The sequence below is a fragment of the Nitratireductor mangrovi genome (assembly GCF_007922615.2).
GTDB lineage: Bacteria > Pseudomonadota > Alphaproteobacteria > Rhizobiales > Rhizobiaceae > Mangrovimarina > Mangrovimarina mangrovi.
In genome coordinates, this window is the sequence record NZ_CP042301.2 from 4,150,651 (window position 1) to 4,173,037 (window position 22,387).

19 protein-coding genes are annotated in these 22,387 nt (G+C 64.3%); 15 read left to right on the forward strand and 4 right to left on the reverse strand.

Translation table 11 applies throughout. The features are described from left to right. Nucleotides 1-133 precede the first annotated feature (133 nt). The 12 genes from sppA (at nucleotide 134) to FQ775_RS20455 (ending at nucleotide 11,013) form a co-directional block, all read left to right on the forward strand. Nucleotides 134-1,114 carry a signal peptide peptidase SppA gene (gene sppA, locus FQ775_RS20400; protein ID WP_146300817.1) on the forward strand — a complete coding sequence of 327 codons (981 nt, stop codon included), beginning with the start codon at nucleotides 134-136 and terminating at the stop codon, nucleotides 1,112-1,114. 46 nt (nucleotides 1,115-1,160) lie between these two features. Continuing rightward, entirely contained in the window at nucleotides 1,161-1,442 is a 282-nt protein-coding gene (locus FQ775_RS20405) for an integration host factor subunit beta (RefSeq protein ID WP_146300818.1), read from the forward strand. A gap of 71 nt (nucleotides 1,443-1,513) precedes the next feature. After that, nucleotides 1,514-1,849, forward strand: a complete 336-nt coding sequence (locus tag FQ775_RS20410) for a lipopolysaccharide assembly protein LapA domain-containing protein (protein WP_146300819.1) — start codon at nucleotides 1,514-1,516, stop codon at nucleotides 1,847-1,849. Nucleotides 1,850-1,897: 48 nt separating this feature from the next. After that, on the forward strand, nucleotides 1,898-2,863 hold the full coding sequence (gene lhpI, locus FQ775_RS20415; protein WP_146300820.1) for a bifunctional Delta(1)-pyrroline-2-carboxylate/Delta(1)-piperideine-2-carboxylate reductase: 966 nt from the start codon (nucleotides 1,898-1,900) through the stop codon (nucleotides 2,861-2,863). A gap of 70 nt (nucleotides 2,864-2,933) precedes the next feature. Beyond that, a complete protein-coding gene (locus tag FQ775_RS20420) occupies nucleotides 2,934-3,986 on the forward strand; it encodes an RsmD family RNA methyltransferase (protein WP_146300821.1) in 1,053 nt (350 codons plus the stop codon). Continuing rightward, entirely contained in the window at nucleotides 3,983-4,840 is an 858-nt protein-coding gene (locus FQ775_RS20425; protein ID WP_146300822.1) for a TrmH family RNA methyltransferase, read from the forward strand. Before FQ775_RS20420 ends, FQ775_RS20425 begins: the two co-directional genes overlap by 4 nt. Next, the gene (gene lspA / locus FQ775_RS20430; protein WP_146300823.1) at nucleotides 4,837-5,304 is read left to right on the forward strand and encodes a signal peptidase II; all 468 of its coding nucleotides are present in this window, start codon (nucleotides 4,837-4,839) and stop codon (nucleotides 5,302-5,304) included. Before FQ775_RS20425 ends, lspA begins: the two co-directional genes overlap by 4 nt. A gap of 57 nt (nucleotides 5,305-5,361) precedes the next feature. Beyond that, nucleotides 5,362-6,357: an acrylyl-CoA reductase (NADPH) gene (gene acuI, locus FQ775_RS20435; RefSeq protein ID WP_146300824.1), complete on the forward strand. Its 996-nt coding sequence runs from the start codon at nucleotides 5,362-5,364 to the stop codon at nucleotides 6,355-6,357. Nucleotides 6,358-6,422: 65 nt separating this feature from the next. Beyond that, nucleotides 6,423-8,708 carry a response regulator gene (locus FQ775_RS20440; protein ID WP_146300825.1) on the forward strand — a complete coding sequence of 762 codons (2,286 nt, stop codon included), beginning with the start codon at nucleotides 6,423-6,425 and terminating at the stop codon, nucleotides 8,706-8,708. A 91-nt stretch (nucleotides 8,709-8,799) separates the two neighbouring features. Continuing rightward, the gene (gene olsB, locus FQ775_RS20445) at nucleotides 8,800-9,684 is read left to right on the forward strand and encodes a l-ornithine N(alpha)-acyltransferase (RefSeq protein ID WP_246730191.1); all 885 of its coding nucleotides are present in this window, start codon (nucleotides 8,800-8,802) and stop codon (nucleotides 9,682-9,684) included. Between the two features lie 89 nt (nucleotides 9,685-9,773). Beyond that, the gene (locus FQ775_RS20450; RefSeq protein ID WP_146300826.1) at nucleotides 9,774-10,136 is read left to right on the forward strand and encodes an MmcQ/YjbR family DNA-binding protein; all 363 of its coding nucleotides are present in this window, start codon (nucleotides 9,774-9,776) and stop codon (nucleotides 10,134-10,136) included. 112 nt (nucleotides 10,137-10,248) lie between these two features. Beyond that, nucleotides 10,249-11,013: an MBL fold metallo-hydrolase gene (locus FQ775_RS20455; RefSeq protein ID WP_146300827.1), complete on the forward strand. Its 765-nt coding sequence runs from the start codon at nucleotides 10,249-10,251 to the stop codon at nucleotides 11,011-11,013. A 122-nt stretch (nucleotides 11,014-11,135) separates the two neighbouring features. On the opposite strand, the gene FQ775_RS20460 is transcribed toward FQ775_RS20455, so the two are convergent. From FQ775_RS20460 to FQ775_RS20470, 3 genes are all read right to left on the reverse strand, one after another. Continuing rightward, the gene (locus FQ775_RS20460) at nucleotides 11,136-12,200 is read right to left on the reverse strand and encodes an endonuclease/exonuclease/phosphatase family protein (protein WP_167813074.1); all 1,065 of its coding nucleotides are present in this window, start codon (nucleotides 12,198-12,200) and stop codon (nucleotides 11,136-11,138) included. Between the two features lie 148 nt (nucleotides 12,201-12,348). Then, nucleotides 12,349-12,789: a YtoQ family protein gene (locus FQ775_RS20465; protein ID WP_146302037.1), complete on the reverse strand. Its 441-nt coding sequence runs from the start codon at nucleotides 12,787-12,789 to the stop codon at nucleotides 12,349-12,351. Nucleotides 12,790-12,930: 141 nt separating this feature from the next. Continuing rightward, a complete protein-coding gene (locus tag FQ775_RS20470; protein ID WP_146300829.1) occupies nucleotides 12,931-14,883 on the reverse strand; it encodes an FAD-binding monooxygenase in 1,953 nt (650 codons plus the stop codon). An 86-nt stretch (nucleotides 14,884-14,969) separates the two neighbouring features. Here FQ775_RS20470 and FQ775_RS20475 point away from each other — a divergent pair, with 86 nt between their 5' ends. Beyond that, nucleotides 14,970-15,452, forward strand: coding sequence for a MarR family winged helix-turn-helix transcriptional regulator (locus tag FQ775_RS20475; protein WP_146300830.1), 483 nt, complete (start codon nucleotides 14,970-14,972; stop codon nucleotides 15,450-15,452). Between the two features lie 38 nt (nucleotides 15,453-15,490). Here the strand turns inward: FQ775_RS20475 and FQ775_RS20480 are convergent, their stop codons facing one another. Next, on the reverse strand, nucleotides 15,491-17,776 hold the full coding sequence (locus FQ775_RS20480) for an NADP-dependent malic enzyme (protein ID WP_206064785.1): 2,286 nt from the start codon (nucleotides 17,774-17,776) through the stop codon (nucleotides 15,491-15,493). A gap of 590 nt (nucleotides 17,777-18,366) precedes the next feature. Here FQ775_RS20480 and mutS point away from each other — a divergent pair. After that, nucleotides 18,367-21,069 carry a DNA mismatch repair protein MutS gene (gene mutS / locus FQ775_RS20485; RefSeq protein WP_246730192.1) on the forward strand — a complete coding sequence of 901 codons (2,703 nt, stop codon included), beginning with the start codon at nucleotides 18,367-18,369 and terminating at the stop codon, nucleotides 21,067-21,069. Nucleotides 21,070-21,116: 47 nt separating this feature from the next. After that, the gene (gene kynU / locus FQ775_RS20490) at nucleotides 21,117-22,364 is read left to right on the forward strand and encodes a kynureninase (protein WP_146300832.1); all 1,248 of its coding nucleotides are present in this window, start codon (nucleotides 21,117-21,119) and stop codon (nucleotides 22,362-22,364) included. The last annotated feature ends 23 nt before the right edge of the window (nucleotides 22,365-22,387 follow it).

The following is a 22,387-nucleotide window of genomic DNA, read 5'->3' on the forward strand; positions in this document are numbered from 1 at the left end:
CGCCCTCGTTTTTTCTTTCTCCAGCCTCGTCCCAACGCTGATAGACGTGCGCGCGACCGGGTAGCGGGCGTTTCATTCGCGCTGCTTTAGGTCTAGATAGCCGGGATATTCCGTCCAGCGAACGAGGCAGGAGATGGCGCTCAGAGCCGATGAATTGATCGATCGCCGCAGGTTGCGGCGCAAACTCACCTTCTGGCGTGTCGCGGCGCTGCTGGTCGCGGCATTGGCGATTGCTGCCTTCGCCTGGCAGGCCTTCGGCGACGGGCTGCCGGGACAGGGTGCCGACCAGATCGCCAAGGTCCGTATTGAAGGCACCATCACCGAAGACGAGGAACTGCTTGAACGCCTCGACAAGATCGCCGAGTCCGACGCGGTGAAGGGAGTCATCCTCAACATCGACTCGCCGGGTGGCACTACCGCCGGCGGCGAGGCGATCTTCGAGGCCGTGCGCAAGCTCGCCGACAAGAAGCCCGTTGTTGCCCAGGTCGGCACGCTCGCGGCATCGGCAGGCTACATGATCGCCAGCGCCTCCGACCATATCGTGGCGCGCAAGTCCTCGATCGTCGGTTCGATCGGTGTCCTCGTCCAGTTTCCCGACCTGACCGGGCTGATGGACAAGGTCGGCATCAAGCTCGAGGAGGTGAAGTCCTCGCCGCTCAAGGCGGAGCCGTCGCCGTTTAACCCGACGACGGAAGAGGAACGGGCAATGTTGCGGGCCATGATCCTCGATTCATACGACTGGTTTGTCGGGCTGGTCGCCGATCGCAGGCCGCTTTCGCGCGTCGAGGCCGAGCGACTGGCCGACGGTTCCGTGTTCACCGGCCGTCAGGCTCTGGAACGCAAGCTTGTCGACACGCTGGGCGGTGAGGAGGAGGCCGTCGCCTGGCTCAAATCGAAGGGTGTTGACGCCTCGCTCGAGGTGATCGAGTGGAAGCCCAAGCCCGACCGTGCATCCTATTTCCTGCTCGACGCTCTTGGCGCCGCAATCGCAGAAGGACTAGGGCTTGCCGGCGGGCGCCTGAACCTTCCGGAAAGGCTTGGCGCAGAGCGCCTCTTCCTTGACGGTCTGGTGTCCCTCTGGCAACCTGATCATGGCACGACGGGGGAACGATAAATCCCGGAACAATAAATGATTTTCGGGGCAGACAGGATACGGGCCAATGATCAAATCCGAGCTTGTGCAGACGATTGCCAACCGCAATCCGCACCTGTTCCTGCGCGATGTCGAAAACATCGTGAATGCTATCTTCGACGAAATCACCGATGCGCTGGCCGACGGCAACAGGGTGGAGTTGCGCGGGTTCGGCGCATTCTCTGTCAAGAACCGGCCGGCGCGTGTCGGCCGCAACCCGCGCACCGGCGATGCTGTCGAGGTGGAGGAGAAGTGGATACCCTTCTTCAAGACCGGCAAGGAATTGCGCGAGCGCCTCAACTCCAAATAGGCGCCGGGAACTTGCTAAGCCCGGGCGCGCGCGCTACCCGGTAGGCGTTGTCTGGATATGCAGGAGCGCACATGTTGAACCGCGTCGTGCTTGTGGTGGTGGTGGTGCCGGTGGCGGTGGTGCTGATCGCGCTGGCGGTCGCCAACCGGACTCCGGCCGCCTTCACGCTCGACCCGTTCAATCCCGGCAATGGCGCGCTGACTGTGGAACTGCCTCTTTTCGTCCTCCTTTTCGTCTCGCTGGCGATCGGTCTTGTTCTGGGCAGCGTAGCGACCTGGCTCCGGCAGGGACGCTACCGGCGCGAGGCGCGCGAGAAACGCCGTGAGGTGCAGAACCTGCTCCAGCAGACCCGGCCGCCGGCTGGTGGGGAAGATGCCGGGACAGGGGTGCCGGCGACCCGTGGCTGACGTCGCCAGTCTCTTTCGCTCTTCTCGCTACAGGTACCGGAGTTCGCCATGCGCATGATCGCCGCCAGCGAGGTCGACGCCGCGCTCAGCTTTGCGGGTCTGGTGGAGACCCTGCGGACAGCGTTCCGCGACGGCGCGGTACAGCCGGTCAGGCATCACCACACGATAGAACGGCCGGATGGCGCCGCGTCCACCTTGCTGCTGATGCCGGCCTGGAACGATTTCACACGCGCCGGAACCTCCGCCGGCGGCCATGTCGGGGTCAAGATCGCCACTGTCTCGCCCGACAACAACCAGATCGGCAAGCCTGCCGTGATGGCGCTCTACCTGCTGCTCGACGGCAAGACCGGCGAGCCGCTGGCGTTGATCGACGGCCAGCGCTTGACGCAATGGCGCACGGCCTGCGCTTCCGCGCTTGCAGCGAGCTATCTCGCCCGTGAGGACGCCGCGCGACTGCTGATCGTCGGTGCGGGCGCGCTGAGCCGCTTTCTCGCCCAGGCACACGCGGCCGTGCGGCCGATCCGCGAGGTGCGGATATGGAACCGGACGCCCGCCAATGCCGAAAAAGTGGCCGCCGACCTGCGGGAAATGGGCATAGCGGCCTCGGTTGCCGGTGATTTGGCCGCGGAGGTCGGTCGCGCCGATATTGTTTCTGCCGCCACCATTTCAACCGAACCCCTGATCGCCGGCGCGGCCCTGCGTCCGGGCGTTCATGTCGACCTTGTCGGAGGTTTTACGCCGACGATGCGCGAGGCCGACGACGACGCGATCAGGGCTGCCAGCGTCTATGTCGATACGCTTGGCGGGGCCACAAAGGAGGCCGGCGACATCGTCCAGCCTTTGGAATCCGGCGTGCTTTCCCGCGACGCGATTGTCGGCGACCTTTATGGCCTGGCCCGCGGCGAAACACCTGGTCGCCGAAGCGCGGACGAGATCACGCTGTTCAAATCGGTGGGCGCCGCGATCGAAGACCTTGCCGCCGGGGTCGCGGTCTACAAGGCGCTTTCTTCCTGACGGGCGACCGCGTTGCGCGTTTCCGGGCGCTGTGCCAAAAGCCGGCGATGCCGAGTGGACTATGCTCCAGATGAAACAGCCGCGCGAAAGGCGCCACGGGCGATCGCGCGCGCCGGCCAAGGCCGGCGCAGAGCGGGCGTCGTCATCAGGCAAAGCTGCGAAGGCAGAACGCAGGCAGGTGCCGGCAGCCGCTGAGCGCGACCGCACCGTCCGGCCGAGCGGCGCCTTGCCAGCCGAAACGGTGCCATTGATTCTCGAAGTCAACCCCAACGCCGACTATGCGCTGCTCGACAGCGGCGATGGTGAAAAACTCGAACAGTATGGTCCCTATCGCATTGTTCGGCCTGAGGGACAGGCGCTGTGGGCGCGGGCTCTGCCGGCCGCGGAGTGGGCGGCGGCCGATGCGATCTTCACGGGCGATACAGACGAAGAAGGCATGGGCCGCTGGCGGTTCCCAAAAGCGCCTTTGGGCGAGACCTGGCCGATGCGCCATGACGGCATCGACTATCTCGGCCGCTTCACCTCCTTCCGTCATGTGGGCGTCTTTCCAGAACAGGCCTCGCACTGGGCCGACATGGAAGCGCGCATCAGATCGGCGGGGCGGACGGTCAGGGTGCTCAACCTTTTCGGCTATACCGGCCTCGCCTCCTTGGTGGCGGCGCGCGCCGGCGCTGAGGTCACCCATGTCGATGCGTCCAGGAAGGCGATCACCTGGGCGCGCGAAAACCAGGAGGTCGCCGGGCTTGCCGACCGACCGATTCGCTGGATCTGCGAGGACGCCGCGAAATTCGTCGAGCGCGAGGTGCGCCGCGACAGGCAATACGACATCATCCTCCTCGACCCGCCGGCCTACGGCCGCGGCCCCAAGGGCGAGGTCTGGCAGCTTTTCGAGCATCTTCCGGCCATGGTCGGCAACTGCCGGGCCATCCTCGGCGAACGGCCCCTGGCCCTTGTCCTGACTGCCTATTCGATCCGGTCCTCCTTCTTTGCGATCCACACGCTGATGCGCGATGCCCTTGCCGGCTTCGGCGGGCGGGTGGAATCGGGCGAACTGGTGATTCGCGAAAAGGCGGCGGGCCGCGCGTTGTCGACTTCGCTTTTCTCGCGTTGGGTTCCGAAATGAGGGCAGGCGGCGGCGAGATACGGCGTTCCGGCCAGGTAAAGGAGGTAACCAGCCTCTCCAACCCGATCGTTAAGGATATCCGCGCCCTGGCGATGAAGAAATTCCGCGACCAGCAGAATGCCTTCCTCGCCGAGGGGCTGAAGCTGGTGATCGAGGCGCTCGATCTCGGCTGGCGTGTGCGCACCATGATTCTGGCCAAATCAGCGCTTGGCAACCGCACTGTCGAGGCCACCGCGGCCCGGGTCTTCGCGGCCGGTGGCTTGGTGCTGGAAGCGAGCGAGAAGTTGATGGCCTCCATTGCCCGGCGCGACAATCCGCAGATGGTCGCCGGCGTCTTCGAGCAGCGATGGATGCCGCTGGGGAAGGTATCGCCTTTACGGGGCGACGTGTGGGTGGCGCTCGACCGGGTCCGCGACCCGGGCAATCTCGGCACCATCATTCGCACCGTGGACGCCGTCGGCGCCAAAGGCGTCATTCTGGTCGGTGACTGCACTGATCCCTTCGGAATCGAGACGGTGCGCGCCACGATGGGGTCTGTTTTCGCCGTTCCGGTGGTGAAGACGACGCAGGAGGACTTTCTGGCCTGGCGTGCCGGGTTTGCCGGCCTTGTTGCCGGCACGCATTTGAAGGGCGCGGTCGATTACCGCAGCGTCGATTTCGAAGGCAAGCCGGTGCTGCTCCTGATGGGTAACGAGCAGCAGGGCCTGCCGGAGACCCTGGCCGCCGCTTGCGACCGGCTTTTGCGTATTCCGCAAGCCGGCCGCGCCGATTCGCTTAACCTCGCGGTCGCAACAGGCGTCATGCTCTACGAGATTCGTCGCCCGGCACTCACTCTGGAGAAAGACGGCGCATGAGGCTGCTCGCCTGCGTCCTGGTCGCCGCGGCGGGCATCGTCCTTGACCAGTGGATCAAGGGGCTCGTGACGCAAAACATGACGCTGCACGAGCAGATCGACCTGCTGCCGTTCCTGGCGCTCTTTTATGCGCACAACTACGGCATCGCCTTTTCGCTGTTTTCCTCGCTCGGCGACCTGTCGCTCATCATTATGACGTCCGGTGTGGTGCTGTTTATCCTCTGGCTGGCCTCGCGCACCGATCAAAGCCAGTTGGCTGCACGGCTGGGCTTTGCGCTCATTGTCGCCGGCGCTCTCGGCAATCTGATCGACCGCGTCACGCTCGGCTACGTCGTCGACTACGTGCTGTTCCACACGCCGAACTGGTCCTTCGCTGTGTTCAATCTCGCCGATGCGATGATTACGGTGGGTGCCGGCCTCGTGCTGCTGGAGGAGTTTTTCGCCTGGCGTCGTCAGCGCGGTTGACCTGTTTGCCGCGACCCAGCACAGTCTTCGCCAATCGAACAACGACCGGGGAGAGAAATGTCCGACACCTTCCGAGCCATCCTCGTCACGCGTGACGAGGAAAAGAAGCAGTCCGTCTCCGTCAGCGAAATCTCGGAGGCCGACCTCATGGAGGGCGACGTGACGGTGGCCGTCGAGGCGACGACGGTGAACTACAAGGATGGCCTGGCAATCACCGGTAAAGCGCCGGTGATTCGCCGGTTTCCAATGGTCCCAGGCATCGATTTCGCCGGAACCGTGCTCAAATCCGGCCATTCCCGCTGGAAGGAAGGCGACAAGGTCATCCTCAACGGCTGGGGCGTCGGCGAAACCCATATGGGCGCCTATGCCGCGCGCGCGCGGGTCAACGGCGACTGGCTGGTGGGGTTGCCGGAAAGCATGAGCGTCCAGCAGGCGATGGCAATCGGCACGGCCGGCTACACCGCGATGTTGTGCGTCATGGCGCTGGAACGACACGGAATCACGCCGGAACGCGGTCCGGTTGTGGTGACGGGTGCGGCAGGAGGCGTCGGTTCGGTCGCTGTTTCGCTCCTTTCGAGGCTTGGCCATCACGTCATCGCGTCGACCGGCAGAACGTCCGAAGAGACCTATCTGAAGGATCTGGGCGCGACCGAGATCATTTCGCGGGATGAACTCTCGGGGCCGGCTCGGCCGCTCGGCAAGGAACGCTGGGCCGGCGGGGTCGACGCCGTCGGCAGCCACACGCTGGCCAACGTCCTGTCGATGACCTCCTATGGCGGCGCGGTCGCCGCTTGCGGGCTGGCCCAGGGCATGGACCTGCCGGCCAGCGTGGCGCCGTTTATCCTGCGCGGCGTCTCTCTGCTCGGCGTCGATTCGGTCATGGCTCCGCTCGCCTTGCGCGAGGAGGCCTGGCGCCGCCTCGCCGCCGACCTCGACCCGGCGAAGCTGGCGGCACTTTCGACGACCATCGGCTTCGGCGAGATCATGGAAACGGCGGGGGCCATTGTGGAGGGTCGCGTTCGCGGTCGCGTCGTCGTCGACATGGGCGCGTGAGCGTTCGCTAAAATTTTAGCGGGCCGCCAAAATCTTCCCTAATCTGTGCCAGCTATGGTCCGGGCATGGAGACGCATCGCGGGCCATCGCAGGAGATCGCGTTGCGCCGGAGCGCGAGGGATGCACCCGGCGGCCTGGCGCGCGCCTCGTCCACACTCTACCGCACCCACAACCGCTACGGGATTGGGACGCTTGCGGTTTTGGTTCTGGTGCTGGTCTTTGCATGCCTGTCGTTCATGTACGGGGCGCCTCCGATCGTCAGCTATGGCCTGGCCGCGACCGGGCTGGCAGGGCTTGGCGTTCTTGCGCTGATGATCGCGGAGGAGCGCCGCATCGAGGCGCAAACGGTCTCCCAAGCCCAGAAAACCCGCGAGGAGATCGAATCTCTCGCCGACCGGATGTGGGAGTTGCACGAAAGCGAGGAGCGCTTTCGTGGCCTCATCGACGCGCTCGGCGATCTCGTCGTTCACCGCGACCGCGATGGCCGCATCGTCTACGCCAACAAGGTCTTTGCCGACATGTTCGGGCGCCAGCCGCGCGACCTCTGCGGACGCACGCTGGACGAGCTTGGCGTCGATGTCGGGATGGTTTCGGATGCCGCCTTCGCCGAGGGCGAGTGCCTGAGCTCGGCCGATGTGCCGATCGAGACGGCGGAAGGGACACGCTGGTTTTCCTGGATCGAGCTGTCCGTGCGCGACGATGAAACCGGCACCGTCTCGCACCGCACGATCGCCCGTGACATCACCGCGCGCAAGAAGGCAGAGACCGCCCTGATTGCCGCGCGCGAGCGCGCCGAATTCGCCAGTCAGGCCAAGTCGCGCTTCCTCGCCACGGTGAGCCATGAAATCCGCACGCCGATGAATGGCATCATGGGCATGGCCAAGTTGCTCGCCGACACCGACCTGTCGCCCGAGCAACGCACCTATGTCGGTGCCGTGTCGACCTCAGCCAACGCACTGCTGGCGCTCATCGAGGACCTGCTTGATTTCTCCAAGATCGAGGCGGGCCGGCTCGAACTTGAGCCACAGAAGATGTCGCCTCGCGAACTCGTCGAGAACGTCGTCGAACTGATGGCCGCGCGGGCCTTCGCCAAGGACATCGGGCTGGGCTGCCATGTCGAACCCGGCGTACCGGCGGTCATTGACGCCGATCCGGGTCGCCTGCGCCAAGTCATGCTCAACCTGATCGGCAATGCGGTGAAATTCACCGAGGAGGGTGGTGTCGAGGTGCGCGTTGGAATCAGCCCCGAGGGCGAACCTCCGGTGCTCAAATTCAGCATCACCGACAGCGGTCCGGGGCTGACGACAGCCGAGATCAGCCGCATTTTCCGCGAGTTCGAGCAGGCCGACGGCACGCCGACGCGCAAGCATGGCGGCGCCGGGCTGGGCCTCGCCATCTCAAAACGCATTGTCGATGCCATGGGCGGCCGCATCGTGGTCGAAAGCGAGGTCGGCAAAGGCTCGAGCTTCTCTTTCGAAATGCCGTTGCCGGCCGAAACCGTGTTCTCCCCCGATCGGCCTACCGCGCTGCACGGCATGGGGGTGATGATCGTTTCGGAGAACCTTGTCGAGGCGCAAGCGATGGTCGACACCGTGCGCGCGCATGGCGGCAGTGCCGTTGTCGCGCGCAGTCCCGCGGATGCCGAACAGATGCTGCGCGGGGAACGCCGCTTCGAGGCCGTGCTTGTCGATGCAGCGTTCGAGGGCAGCGACGGCGCCGTGCTGTCGCGACTGCGCAACACCGCGCGGGAAGCCTTCGATGCCGTGATCCTGATCGCTCCGACCGATCGGGGGCGGCTTTTCCAGTACCGCGCGACCGGCTATTCCACCTTCCTCGCACGCCCGGTGCGCGGCGGAACCATGCTGCGCGTCCTGACCCACAGCACGGTCGATCAGATGCCGCACGCGACCGTCCACCGGCTCGAGATCAAGCGCCCGCGCACCGCCGCCGCGAGGCCGGCCGCCCGGCTTCATGTACTGATCGCGGAGGACAACGAAATCAATGCCCTGATGGCGCGTTCGGTGCTCGAAAAGGCCGGCTATTCGGTCCAACATGTGCGCGACGGCAAGTCTGCGGTGGAGGCTGTGCGCAAGGCCCGCGCCGCCCGTCCCTTCGACATCGTTCTGATGGATCTCCACATGCCGGTCATGGACGGCCTCGACGCGATCGCGCTCATTCGCAAGCACGAAGAAGAAAAGGGCCATGCGGCGACACCCATCATGGTTCTCTCCGCCGACAGCCAGGAAAAGACCCGCCACGACGTCATCTCGCATGGCGCCAACGGCTTCGTGACCAAGCCTCTCGATCCGCATGAGCTTGTTGAGGCGGTGAGGCAGCAGGCGGCCGCCTGATCACGCCGTGCTTGCGGCGAATCCCCTGTCATCCTATTGTAGCAGTGGCTTCGTATCTGCCCGAACGGTCTCGCGACGAGGGAGAATCACCATGCCTACGCGCGCGATGGAGAAGGATCTACCTTCGGTTGCCGCGCGCGGTCTGGGCGCTGTCCCCGGTCCGCAGACCGGACTCGACGGGATTCTCGGACGTATCGGCAAGCTCGAGGTGCGCCTGGCGCGCGACGCCAGCGAGATCGCCGCCGCGCAGGCGGTCCGCTACAGGGTATTTTACGACGAGCTCGGAGCGCGCGGGCAGGTATCGCAGCATCTGGAGCAGCGCGATTCCGACAGTTTCGACGCCGTCTGCGATCATTTGCTGGTCTTCGATACCGCACTGCCGATGCCAGAGCACAAGCGTATCGTCGGTACCTATCGGCTGCTGCGCCAGGAGATCGCCAACACCGCCGGCGGCTTTTATTCGACCGACGAGTTCGAACTGGACACGCTCGTTGCCCGCCACGCCGATCGGCGCTTCCTCGAACTCGGACGCTCCTGCGTCCTGCCGGAATACCGTTCCAAGCGCACCGTCGAACTGCTTTGGCAAGGCATCTGGGCCTACATCCATCACCATCGTGTCGATGTCATGACCGGCTGCGCCTCGTTTCCCGGTACCGTGCCGGCAGCTCATGCGCGGGCGCTTTCCTACCTGGCCCATAATTGCGGCGCCGAGGGCGAATGGAAGGTGCGCGCAGTCGCCGAGCGCTACCAGAACATGGACCTCATGCCCAACGAGGCGATCGACAGCCGCACCGCGCTGGCCGAGATGCCGCCGCTTATTAAGGGCTATATGCGCGTCGGCGCGCGTTTCGGCGACGGCTGCGTGATCGATGACGACTTCTGTACCACCGACGTGCTCGTCGTGCTGCCGGTGGAATGGATCGCCGGGCGCTATGTCAGCTATTATGGCGGCGATTCCCAGCGTTTTGCGGCCTGACCGCCTCCTGACACGTTATGGCGGCTGAGTTGACCGCCTTATGGCAGTCGTGCTTGCCGGTTGCGCAGTTGCGGTTCAGCATGACACCGATGAGCGCGGAGTTCGACTTTGCCGTGGCGCGCATTGAACGCGCTGCGCGTGACTTGCCGGAGATCGAGGCCTCGACCTCCTACGGCAATCCTTCGCTGAAGGTGCGCAAAAAGATGCTGTGCCGGGTCAAGGATGCGGACACCGTCGTCATCATGTGCCCGCTCGAAGAAAAGCAACTGCTGATCGAGGCCGCCCCCGATATCTACTTCGAGGCGGATCATTATCGCGGTTGGCCGTCGGTGCTCGTGCGCATCCGGCTGATTTCGGAGGAGGAACTGATCCACCGCCTCGATCGCGCGTGGCGGATGCAAGCGCCGAAGACGCTTGTGAAAAGGCGCGTTTCCGCGGCGGGCTCCGGCTGACCGGCGCCCCTTCACGCTTTCGTCAGTTGCCCGCAGGGCGAGATGTGGGAAAGTCGAGGTCTTCTTGAACGCAGCGATGGCCATCCGGTCTTCCAGCAAAACGGAGGAGACAATGACCTTTTCCCGACGCGAGACGCTCAAGCTGGGTGTTGCCGGCCTTGCCGCCACCACCTTCATGCCATTCCATGGCCGCGCCCAAGGGGCAGGCGACAGCTACGACACCGAGGGCGGCAAGATCACCATCCATCCGATCGCGCACGCCTCTTTCGTCATGACGGTGCCTGGGCTGGTGATCTACAACGATCCGGTCGGCGAGGCCGCCGCCTATCAGGGCCATCCGGCGCCGGATTTGGTCCTTGTCACCCATCAGCACGGCGACCACTACAATGTCGACACGCTGAATGCGCTTGTGACCGATGGTACGCAGTTGGTGACCAACCCCGCCGTGTTCGACATGCTGCCCGACGGACTGAAGGAGAAGGCGACCTCGATCGGCAATGGCGACAGCGCAACCGTCGGCGACGTCGGCATCGACGCCATACCGGCCTACAACACTACCGAGGACCGGCTGAAATATCATCCGCAAGGCCGCGACAATGGCTATGTGCTTTCGATCGACGGTCGCCGGGTCTACATCGCCGGCGATACGGAAGATATCCCGGAAATGCGCGCGCTGACCGGCATTGACATCGCCTTCGTGCCGATGAACTTGCCCTTCACGATGGATGTAGAGCAGGCAGCGTCCGCGGTGGCCGAGTTCAAGCCAGCGGTCTGCTATCCGTACCATTATCGCGACAGCGATCCGGAGGCCTTCGCCAGGCTGGTTCAGGAGTCGGAGGCCGAGACAGAGGTGGTACAGGGCCCCTGGTACTCCTGATCGGCTAAGGAACTTCTCGAAGCCCGGCGCGTGCCGCACTGGCGCGACGCCGAAGGGAGGGTAGGTAGGTCGCCGATTGCGGTCGGCGAAGCGATGCCCTCCGCGGCCGCCGGTTCCGCGTGTCATTTCTCCCAGTCGCTGCCGATCGGGGTCTCTTCCCGCGTTGCCGCTTCTCTCACAAGTCGCAATGCCCGTTCGAGGTCTTCCGCCGATGCAGGCTCGGGTGTTGCTTCCGCCTTCGGCTCCCGACAAAGAGCGAGGTCAAACGCGACGGGGAAATGATCGGATCCGCGTGGCCGCAGGCGGCGCATTGCGACCAGGCGGAACTCGGCGGAATGAAAGAGATGGTCGAGAGGCCAGCGCAGCAGCGGAAGCCGTGCATCGAAAGTCGAAAACACCATGCGACCGATGCGTGGGTCGAGCAACCGGCTCACCCGGCGGAAGCGCCGGGTCGTGCGAGACCAGGCAACGTCGTTCAGATCGCCGGTTACAATGACCGGCGTCGTCTCTTCCCTCACCCTGAGAGCCACGAGAGCGGTCTCGCCGTCGCGGCCCTCACTGCCGCGGTGGGGCACTGGTGGCTCGGGGTGGATAGCGTAGAGCCGGAAACACAGGCCGCTCGGTGTTTTCACGGTGGTGATTACCGACGGGACGCCGTCGGTCAGAAGGCATGCCACCGTGGTTTCGGCGATTTCGAGGCGTGAGGCCAGCAGGATGCCGTAACTGTTGTCCTGCGGTTTCGAAACCACGTGTCGGTAGCGACGGGTCAGCGGCCGCAGCGCTTCATGCCAGGACTCGTCGATCTCCATGAGCACCAGGATGTCGGGATCGGCCTGTTCGATTTCCCGGCGGAAGGCTTCGCGCTTCTCGTTCGACATCTTTACATTGGCCGCGACGAGGCGAAAGCGGTCACCGTTGTCGTGTTGCGGATCGAAGCCGACGGACTGGTTGCGAGCGAGCGGTGTGAATGGCAGGATCAGGCGCGCGTGGGTTAGTGCCGTCGCAATGATCGACAGCAGTATGAGCAACCAGCCGACCGTGAATTCGGCGAACAGTGGCGCAGCCGCGAGCAGCGCCAAGGCGAGCCCCAGGAACTGCTGGCGTGGAAAATCACCGACCCGAGCGATGCCGTGCGCCAGAGGCAGCAAGGGGATCGCGGTGGCGACGAGGAGCAGGACCGTCAGCACGACGTATACCGCGAAGGCCATGACGCACCTCCCAGGCAATCACCGAAGTCGGCATCTCCGGACTTCGACGTTCAGACTCAGCAGTCTTCCGTCCGGAAATCCAGCGCCGCAGCTATCCCAAACGCGCGACAGCCACGTTGGCTGCGTCTCAGAGCTTGCCTGAGATGACATAGCGCAGCGCCCGCGCCACCTCTTGCGGCGTGCGCGCCACTGCGTTGGCCGCCGCGTCGACTTCCTTCAGCGCATGGTCGAACTCGGGCGGGTGGAGCACGATGATCGGCTTGCCAAGCGCCGCGGCATAGCCGGCGTCGAAGGCGGCGTTCCACTGCCGGTATTTCTCGCCGAAGCAGACGACGAGCACGTCGGCCTGCTCCAGTCCGGTTCGCGTTCGAATGGCGTTCAGCAGCGCACCCTTGCGATCGTGCCAGAACTTGTCGTCCTCGGCCCCGAAGATGTCGACGCCGCAGTCGTCGGACGCGCCGTGGTCGGTCACCGGCCCGTACCACTCGATCTCCAGTCCCTCGCAGGCGTTGATGATGGTGTCTCGCCAGTCGGTGTGTATTTCTCCCGCAAGATAGACGTTGAGCATCGGTTGTCTCACCTTCGGTTCGTGCGATTGATCCGGTTCGGGCGCAACATTAGCTGGCCGCCCGCCGTGACGAAACCGGTACGTCGGCCGGCTATCCCTCACGTCGACTGAACACAGCCGCCGCGAAGCTCAAAGATTCGGTCAGGCGGTGGCGGTTAGATCGGTGGGCCCGGCACGATCCAGCATGAATCCGGCAAAAAACTCTGCCAGCGCGGCATGTGCGTTGATCGGCAGAACATGTGCGACATACTGGTCGGGCCGCACGACAACCATGCAGCCGGCCTCCCGGTCGATCCCGCGCATGTCGTAGATGTCGCTGCCGGGCTTTGGATCGGCGCAGAACATCTTTTCGTAGTCGCGCAACCCCAACCGGCCTTTGGCTGGCAAAAGGAAGGGTGGCATATGCTCCAAGGCGAGGTCGCGATGCCTCTGCTGGAACACAGCCCGCACGTCGATAATGGAATCGATATCGTGACCCGCTGGCGTATGCCGTCTGACCGGCGAGTCCGGCGACGATTCGAGGAATGCGCACAGGCGGCGGATACCGGAATCCGGTGAAGCCGGGTCTTCCGCGCCGGCAAAGGCGAAGATGCGCCAGCGGCCGTCCGCCCTGATCGTGTGGCCGAGATGAACCGGTTTGGCGTCGCCCAGCCGGATCACAGGTGCGGAATGGAAGCGCATACCGATCGTCAGGCCCTGCGCCAGATGCTGATGCGCCGGTTCAGCGGTAAGCAGCGACGGCTGGTAGCGGGCCGCGGTTCCTGCAGTGTAGCGTCCGTGCTGGACGAAATACTTCTGGACCTCCGCCGGGTCCACGCCCGCATCCCCGGGGGACGCCTTCAGCGGCGCGCTGAGCATCTTTGCCCATTCGCGGTCGAAATCGATCAGTTCCTTCGCGATGGCCTGGCGCTCGGCAGAGTAGCTGTGAAGCAGTTCGGGCGGGCATTGGCCTCGCAGGACGGCGGCCAATTTCCAGCCAAGGTTGAACGCATCCTGCATGGAGACGTTCATGCCCTGGCCGGCCTTCGGGCTGTGCGTGTGGCAGGCGTCGCCGGCGATGAAGGCGCGAGGCAGGCGTTGACCGGTCTCGGCCTCGAATACGTCATCGAACTTGTCGCACAGTCGCTGGCCGATCTCGTAGACCGACCACCAGGCAACCTCCTTCACGTCGAGCGTGTAGGGGTTGAGGATACGCCGTGCCGACGCGATCAGGTGTTCGACGGTGATGTTGCGGTTGGCCACCCGCTCGTTTTTGGCGAGCTCGTCCAGCTCGACATAGATGCGTATCAGATAGCCGCCCTCGCGCGGAATGAGCACGATGTTGCCTTCGCCGGCGGATTGGATCAGAGCCTTGAAGCGGATGTCGGGGAAATCGGTGACGGCAAGGACGTCCATCACGCCCCAAGCCTGGTTGGCGGAATCGCCTTTCAGTTCCCGGCCCAGCGCCTTGCGCACGGCGCTGCGTGCGCCGTCGCAGCCAACCACGTAGCGCGCCCTGACGGTTTCGACCGCGCCCTGGTGCTGAGCATCGATCCGATCGAGCTTCACGGTCACCGGGTGGTCCGAGGTCGGATTGCTGTCGATGGAAAGGTCGGCAAGGCGCCGCGAGTAGTCTGGCACCAGCCGGTTCGGCGAATTGCGCATGACATCGAGATAGAAATCATGCACCCGCGCCTGATTGAGGATCACGTGCGGGAATTCAGACAGCCCGTCCTCGACGTCCTGGACGCGTCCGCTGCGGGCGATCTGTTCCGGCCGTTCCGGGTCCGGCTTCCAGAATGTCGTCTCGTTGACCCAATACGCCTCCCTCAACATGCGTTCGGCGAATCCGAACGCGTTGAACATTTCCATCGTGCGGCAGGCGACGCCGTCGGCCTGCCCCAGCTGCAAGGGCCCCGCCTTCTGTTCCACGATCCGGGTCGTGATTTCGGGAAATGCCGACAACTGTGCCGCCAGTGTCAGCCCAGCCGGGCCACAACCGACGATCAGCACATCCACCTCATCAGGGAGTGTATCAGGATCCGGCCGTGGTTGCCTCAATGGCTCCGCGATTTCAGGGTCGCCAGTGCGGAATCCGTTGAGATGGAACTGCATTGTGCGCATAGCTCCTCAATATCGTATATTGATAAGTATACCAATTATCAGTATACTTGTCAATTACGTCAAGCCAAGGAGGGGCCATGACAGACCTCTGTGACATCCCCGGGCATCTGGTACGCCGGCTCCAGCAGGCTGCCGTGGCAATCTTTCTCGCCGAGGTTGGCGAAGCGGGTTTCGATCTGACGCCGGTTCAGTTCGCTGCGCTTTCGACGGTGATCTCGAATCCCGGCGTCGACCAGGCCACGCTAGCGGGACTGATCGCCTATGACCGCACTACCATCGGCGGCGTCGTCGACCGGCTGGTGAAAAAGGGCTATGTCGCGCGAACCATCAGCCGCAAGGACCGGCGGGCGCGCGAGTTGCGCGCCACCGAGGATGGGCACAAGGTGTTCGCACAAATGGAGCCGGCGGTGATGCGCGCGCAGAAGATCATGCTGCGCGGCCTGGAGGCAGGAGAATCGGACGAGTTTCTGCGGCTGCTTCGCAAGGCGCTGGCAGCGGTCAATGATCGGAGCCGCGCGCCCCTGCGGATGGCGCCGGCATTATCGGTGGAGGGCGAGTAGGTTTTGCGTTCACTCAGGGACGATCCCCAGAGCCCTTCTCAACTCGCCGCGTTATAAGCCGCGATCGCGGCCATGTTGACGATGTCGGAGTCCTTGGCGTTGAGCGAGACGATCTGCACCGGCTTGTTGAGACCGACCAGCAGCGGGCCGATCACCATCGAGCCCCCGAGTTCCTGCAGCATCTTGGTCGCGATCGAGGCCGAATGGAACGCCGGCATCACCAGCACATTGGCCGGCCCTGAAAGCCGGCAGAACGGGTATTGCTGCAGCAGCTTCAGATTGAGTGCCACGTCGGCCGCCATCTCGCCATCATACTCGAAGTCGACCCGGCGTTTGTCGAGGATCTTGACCGCCTCCTGGACCCGCTCGGAGCGCTCGCCCGGCGGGTGGCCGAAGGTCGAGTAGGCTAGCATCGCCACCCGTGGCTCGTACCCCATTCGGCGGGCGAAGCCGGCGACCTCCTCGGCTATGTCGGCGATCTGTTCCGAGTTGGGCATGTCGTGGACCGCAGTGTCGGCGACGATCACCGTTCGGCCGCGGCAAAGCGCGATCGAGGCGCCGATGACACGATGGCCGGGCTTGGCGTCGATCACCCGGCGGATGTCGTCGAGCACGGTCGAATAGTTGCGCGTCACCCCCGAAACCATGGCGTCAGCATCGCCCAGCGCGACCATGGAGCCGGCAAAATGGTTGCGGTCGTTGTTGATCAGCCTCTGGCAGTCGCGAAACAGGAAGCCCTTTCGCTGCAGGCGCTCGTAGAGATAGTCGGCATAGATCGCGTTGCGGCGCGACAGCCTTGCGTTGATGATCTCGATGCCGGGCTTGTTGAGGTCGACGCCGGCCTGCTTGGCGGTCTCCTTGATCTGCTCCTCGCGCCCGAGCAGGATTGCCGTTCCAAGGCGCTGGTTGGCGTAGGAGACGGCGGCGCGCATCACTTGCTCTTCCTCGCCTTCCGCGAACACGACCCGCTTGGGCTGGCGGCGCACCCGGTCGTAGATGCGTTGCAGCGTGGACGCGATCGGGTCGCGCCGCGCCGAAAGCGCCCTTGCGTATTTGTCGAGGTCGAGGATCGGGCTGCGGGCCACGCCCGAATCCATCGCCGCCTTTGCAACGGCGACGGGCACCGCCGAGATCAGCCTGGGGTCGAACGGCACGGGAATGATGTAGTTGGGACCGAATTTCGGCCGGTTGCCCTGATAGGCGGCGGCGACATCGTCCGGCACGTCTTCGCGCGCGAGATCGGCCAAGGCCTGCGCGGCCGCGACCTTCATGTCGTCATTGATGGTGGTGGCGCGCACGTCGAGCGCGCCGCGGAAGATGTAGGGGAAGCCGAGGACGTTGTTGACCTGGTTGGAATAGTCGGAACGCCCGGTCGCCATGATCGCATCGGTGCGGATTTCGGCGACTTCCTCCGGCGTGATCTCCGGATCGGGATTGGCCATCGCGAAGATGATCGGGTTCTTGGCCATGGATTGCACCATGGCAGTCGTCAATGCGCCCTTCACCGAAAGGCCGAAAAAGATGTCGGCGCCGTCCACGGCTTCGGCCAGCGTGCGCAAATCGGTTTTCACCGCATGCGCGGACTTCCACTGGTTCATGCCTTCCTTGCGGCCCTGATAGACGACGCCCTTGGTGTCGCACAGGATCACGTTTTCCGGCGGAAAGCCCATCGCCTTGATGAGCTCGATGCAGGCAATGCCGGCAGAACCGGCGCCGTTGCAGACAAGCCGCGAGGTCTTCATGTCGCGCCCGGTGATGGCAAGGGCGTTGATCAGCCCGGCGGCCGAGATGATCGCGGTGCCGTGCTGGTCGTCATGAAAGACCGGGATGTCCATCAACTCGCGCAAGCGCTGCTCGATGATGAAGCAGTCCGGCGCCTTGATGTCTTCCAGATTGATGCCGCCGAAGGACGGCCCCAGGAACCGCACGCAGTTGATGAACTCGTCGACATCGGCGGTGTCGACCTCCAGATCGATGGAATCGACGTCGGCGAAGCGCTTGAACAGCACCGCCTTGCCTTCCATGACCGGTTTTGATGCCAGCGCGCCGAGATTGCCCAGGCCGAGAATGGCGGTGCCGTTGGAGATGACGGCGACAAGGTTGCCGCGTGTTGTGTAGTCGAAGGCACGGGTCGGATCTTCTGCGATCGCTTTGACGGGCACTGCCACGCCCGGCGAATAGGCCAGGGACAGGTCGCGCTGGGTTGCCATCGGCTTGGTCGGGTTGATCTCCAGCTTGCCCGGCCGGCCGCCGGCATGGAAATCCAGGGCCTCCTGCGGCGAGACGGAGGGGCCCTGCGGTTCGTTCATCCTTCGTGCGGCCATGTCGGTATGCGTTTCCTGCCCGGTATGATGTTTGATCGGACGCTTCTTTTGTGGAGCGTTTCGAATAAGGCTACACTTCGCCGCGGCAAATCGCCAAGCGCGGAGGCTAGAGCACGTAGCTAATTTCTCGAATACGGCAGTTCTCGACGTCGACATAGACAACGTATTGTAGGTTGGCTGTGACGTAGCCCTGACGATCGATTGTTTCTCCGCAGGAAACGGCTATGTCGGAATCGCGATCAACGCGGAGCAAGAGGCCTATATATCCGAGGAAGGGATAGTGTGTTGAGGCATGCCCGCTAATCTCGATCCCGACCGGGTCCGCTGTCCTGAAGACGAAAACCGTCAACTGAGAGGCGACAAACACGATCGGCGACGCGGTCACGATCATCAGCCCTGCGAGCGCCAAGGCGAGCGGCTTTCGGCGAAGTAGCAAAGGCCAAGCCTTTCATTGTGGACGAAATTCCGATCAGGCTACACTTCGGCCGCTCAAAACGGCAAGCAGAAGCGTAGCGCATTTTGGCGCATGTCGATCTCACGGCGTTGGATCATTGAAGCGAGAAGCATCCATCGATGACCGAAACAATGCGGTGCCTACAACCGGCACGGCTTCGCGCGTCACAGGTGCCAACGCGGCGACGCCCATGATGGAGCAGTTCATCGAGATCAAGACGGCGAATCCCGATTCGCTGCTGTTCTATCGCATGGGCGATTTTTACGAGCTGTTCTTCGACGACGCACTCGTCGCTTCGCGGGCGCTCGGCATCACGCTGACCAAGCGCGGCAAGCATCTGGGCGAGGATATTCCGATGTGCGGCGTGCCGGTCCACGCCGCCGACGACTATCTGCAAAAGCTGATTGCGCTCGGCCACCGCGTCGCGGTCTGCGAGCAGATCGAGAATCCTGCCGAGGCCAGGAAGCGTGGCTCGAAGTCGGTCGTGCGGCGCGATGTCGTGCGCCTGGTGACGCCCGGCACCATCACCGAGGAGAAGCTGCTGGCGCCGTCCCAGGCCAACCATCTGATGGCGCTTGGCCGCGTGCGTGGCGAGGAGGCTCTGGGACTTGCCTGGATCGATATCTCCACCGGCAGCTTCCTGGTCGCCGCCACCGCGCCCGATCGGCTTCTGGCCGACATCTTGCGCATCGATCCTCGCGAGCTGATCGTCGCCGAGCCGGTGTTCCACGATACCGAATTTCGCCCCGCCTTCGATGTGCTCGGCCGCATCGTCACGCCGATGCCGCCGAGCCTGTTCGATTCCGCCTCGGCCGCCGAGCGCGCTGCGCGCTATTTCGGCCTTGCCACGCTCGATGGCGTCGGTGCCTTCTCGCGCGCCGAATTGGCGGCGATCGGCGGCGCGATCGCTTATATCGAGCGCACCCAGAAGGCAGAGCGCCCGCCGCTCATGCGTCCGATGCGCCAGGATGCCGCCAACATCCTTTTCATCGATGCTGCCACCCGGGGTCACCTGGAACTGCTGCGCACGCTGTCGGGCAAGCGCGAGGGTTCGCTCTTCAACGCCATCGACCGCACGCTGACCGGCGGCGGCGGGCGCCTTCTGGCCGAAAGGCTGATGTCGCCGCTGACCGACCCTGCGGAGATCGGCCGGAGGCTCGATTCGGTCTCCTTCCTGCGTGCCGAACGTCACCTGGCCGATGCCGCTCGCGCCGCGCTCAAGGGTGTCGCCGACATGCCGCGCGCGTTGGCGAGGCTGGCCCTCAATCGCGGCGGGCCCCGCGATCTGGGCGCGCTCGCCGCCGGCATGGCGGCTGCCGCAGAACTGGCCCAGGTCTTTGCTGGAAGTGCCCCGCCCGAGGAACTGGCCGGAGCACTGGCTGCCATTTCCGCCCTTCCGGCGGCGTTCCGCGATCATCTCGGCTCAGCGCTGGCCGACGAGTTGCCGCTCCTGAAGCGCGACGGCGCTTTCGTCAGGCGCGGCTATGACGGCGAACTCGACGAGATGCGCGCACTGCGCGACGAGGCGAGGCGGGTGATCGCAGCGATGGAGGCGAGCCTCATCGAGGAGACCGGCATCCGCTCGCTCAAGATCCGCCACAACAATGTGCTCGGCTATTATATCGAGGTCACCGCCAACCATCAGGCGGCGATGAACGGCAATGACCAGGCCAAGGCGCGGTTCATTCACCGCCAGACCATGGCCAACGCCATGCGCTTCACCACCACCGAACTGGCCGAACTGGAAACCAAGATCGCCAACGCCGCCGACCGTGCGCTGGCAATCGAACTTGAGGTCTTCGACCGGTTGGTCGCCGAAGCGGTGGAGGCCTCCGAGGCACTGCGCTCAGGCGCCCAGGCGCTCGCCGTCATCGACGTATCGGCCGCGCTGGCGCTGTTGGCCGAGGAGGAGGATTATTGCCGGCCCGAGGTCGACAAGAGCCTCGACTTCATGGTCGAGGGCGGACGTCATCCCGTCGTTGAACAGGCGCTGCGCACCCAGGGTGGCGAGCCGTTCGTGGCTAATGACTGCGATCTTTCTCCGGAGGATGGTAGCCATCTCGGCGCGATCTGGCTTCTGACCGGCCCCAACATGGGCGGCAAGTCCACCTTTCTGCGCCAGAACGCGCTGATCGCCATCCTCGCCCAGATGGGGAGCCACGTGCCGGCGCGCGCGGCGCGCATTGGTATTGTAGACCGCTTGTTTTCCCGCGTCGGTGCCTCCGACGATCTGGCGCACGGCCGCTCGACCTTCATGGTCGAGATGGTCGAGACCGCCGCCATCCTCAACCAGGCTGGTGAGCGCGCGCTGGTCATCCTTGATGAGATCGGCCGCGGCACGGCGACGTTTGATGGCTTGTCGATCGCCTGGGCCGCGGTCGAATATCTGCACGAGAGAAACCGATGCCGCGCGATTTTCGCCACCCATTTCCACGAGATGACGGCCCTCGCCGACAAGCTTGAGCGGCTTTCCAACGTGACCATGCGCGTCAAGGAATGGGAAGGTGACGTGGTCTTCCTGCACGAGGTCGGCAGAGGTGCCGCGGACCGCTCCTACGGCGTCCAGGTGGCGCGGCTCGCCGGGCTGCCCGACGCCGTCGTGGCGCGCGCCCGCGAGGTGCTGTCGCAGCTCGAGGAGAGCGAGGTGTCCGGCAGGGCCGGCCGGCTCGTTGATGACCTGCCGCTGTTCTCGGTCGCCGTCAGCCGCGCACCGGCAAGACCGGCCATCGAGGATCCGCTCAGGACGGCGTTTGCCGACATCGATCCGGACGATCTTACGCCCCGCCAGGCACTGGAGGCGATCTACCGGTTGAAGGGGCTGACAGCGAAGAACGGTTAGCGAATGCCCGTGAACAGGATCGGCCGCCCAAGCAGGAACCAGACGAAATGAGCCATTTTCCCGACCTTGCTGCAATCGACGCCCTGGACAGGGCCGACCCGCTGCGCCGGATGCGCGACCGTTTCGCGATGCCGGAAGGCGTGATCTATCTCGACGGCAATTCACTCGGTCCGGCTTCGCACGCGGTATTTCACGAGCTTGAACAGGCGGCTCGCCACGAATGGGGCCACGATCTCATCCGCAGTTGGAACACCGCTGGCTGGTTCGAGATGCCGCTCGAACTCGGCGACCGGATCGGACGCCTTGTCGGCGCCGGGCCGAGCCAGACTGTGGTCGCCGACACGACATCAGTAAACATTTTCAAGGCGTTGCACGCGGCAATGGGGCTCAGGGCGGGCCGCAACGTAATCGTCGCCGAAGGCGGCAGCTTCCCGACCGATCTTTATATGGCTGAAGGGGTCGCGTCGACGCGTCCGGGCACTGAACTGAGGCTCGAAGGTGTCGACGCCGAGGCGATCGAGGACCTGATCGACGAGCGTGTCGGGGTCGTTCTGGTCAACCATGTCGACTACAAGAGCGGCCGGCTGCGCGACATGGCCGCGCTGACGCAGAAAATCCACGCGGCGGGCGCATTGGCAGTCTGGGATCTTTGCCATTCCGCAGGTGCATTGCCGGTTGATCTCGATGGTGCCAAGGCCGACTTTGCGGTCGGTTGCACCTATAAATATCTGAACGGCGGCCCCGGCGCCCCAGCCTTCATCTATGTCGCGACGCGCCACCAGGCCGCGGCGCAGAACCCGCTCAGCGGCTGGTGGGGCCACGCACGGCCCTTCGCCTTCGAACAGCATTATGCTGGCCACGTCGGGATCAGGCGTTTCCAGTGCGGCACGCAGCCGATCCTGTCGATGCGGGCGCTCAAGGCGGCTCTGGTGACCTGGGACGAGGTCGATATGGCCGCGCTGCGAGCAAAGAGTGTCGCCCTGACCGGTCTCTTCATCGAGCTTGTCGAAACCCGCTGCGCCGGCTTCGGGCTTGCTCTGGAAAGCCCTCGCGACGATGCCGAGCGCGGCAGCCAGGTCTCTTTCGCCCACGAGAATGCCTACGAGGTCATGCAGGCCCTGATCGCCCGCGGTGTCATCGGTGATTTCCGCGCGCCATCCACGATGCGCTTTGGTTTCGCGCCGCTCTATCTCGGCTATCGTGACGTCTGGAACGCTGTCGAGATCATGCAGGACGTGTTTTCCGCCGGCGCATGGCAGGATCCGCGTTTCGCGGTCAAGGCCGCGGTGACCTGAGATCGCCACTCCGGCCCACCTCC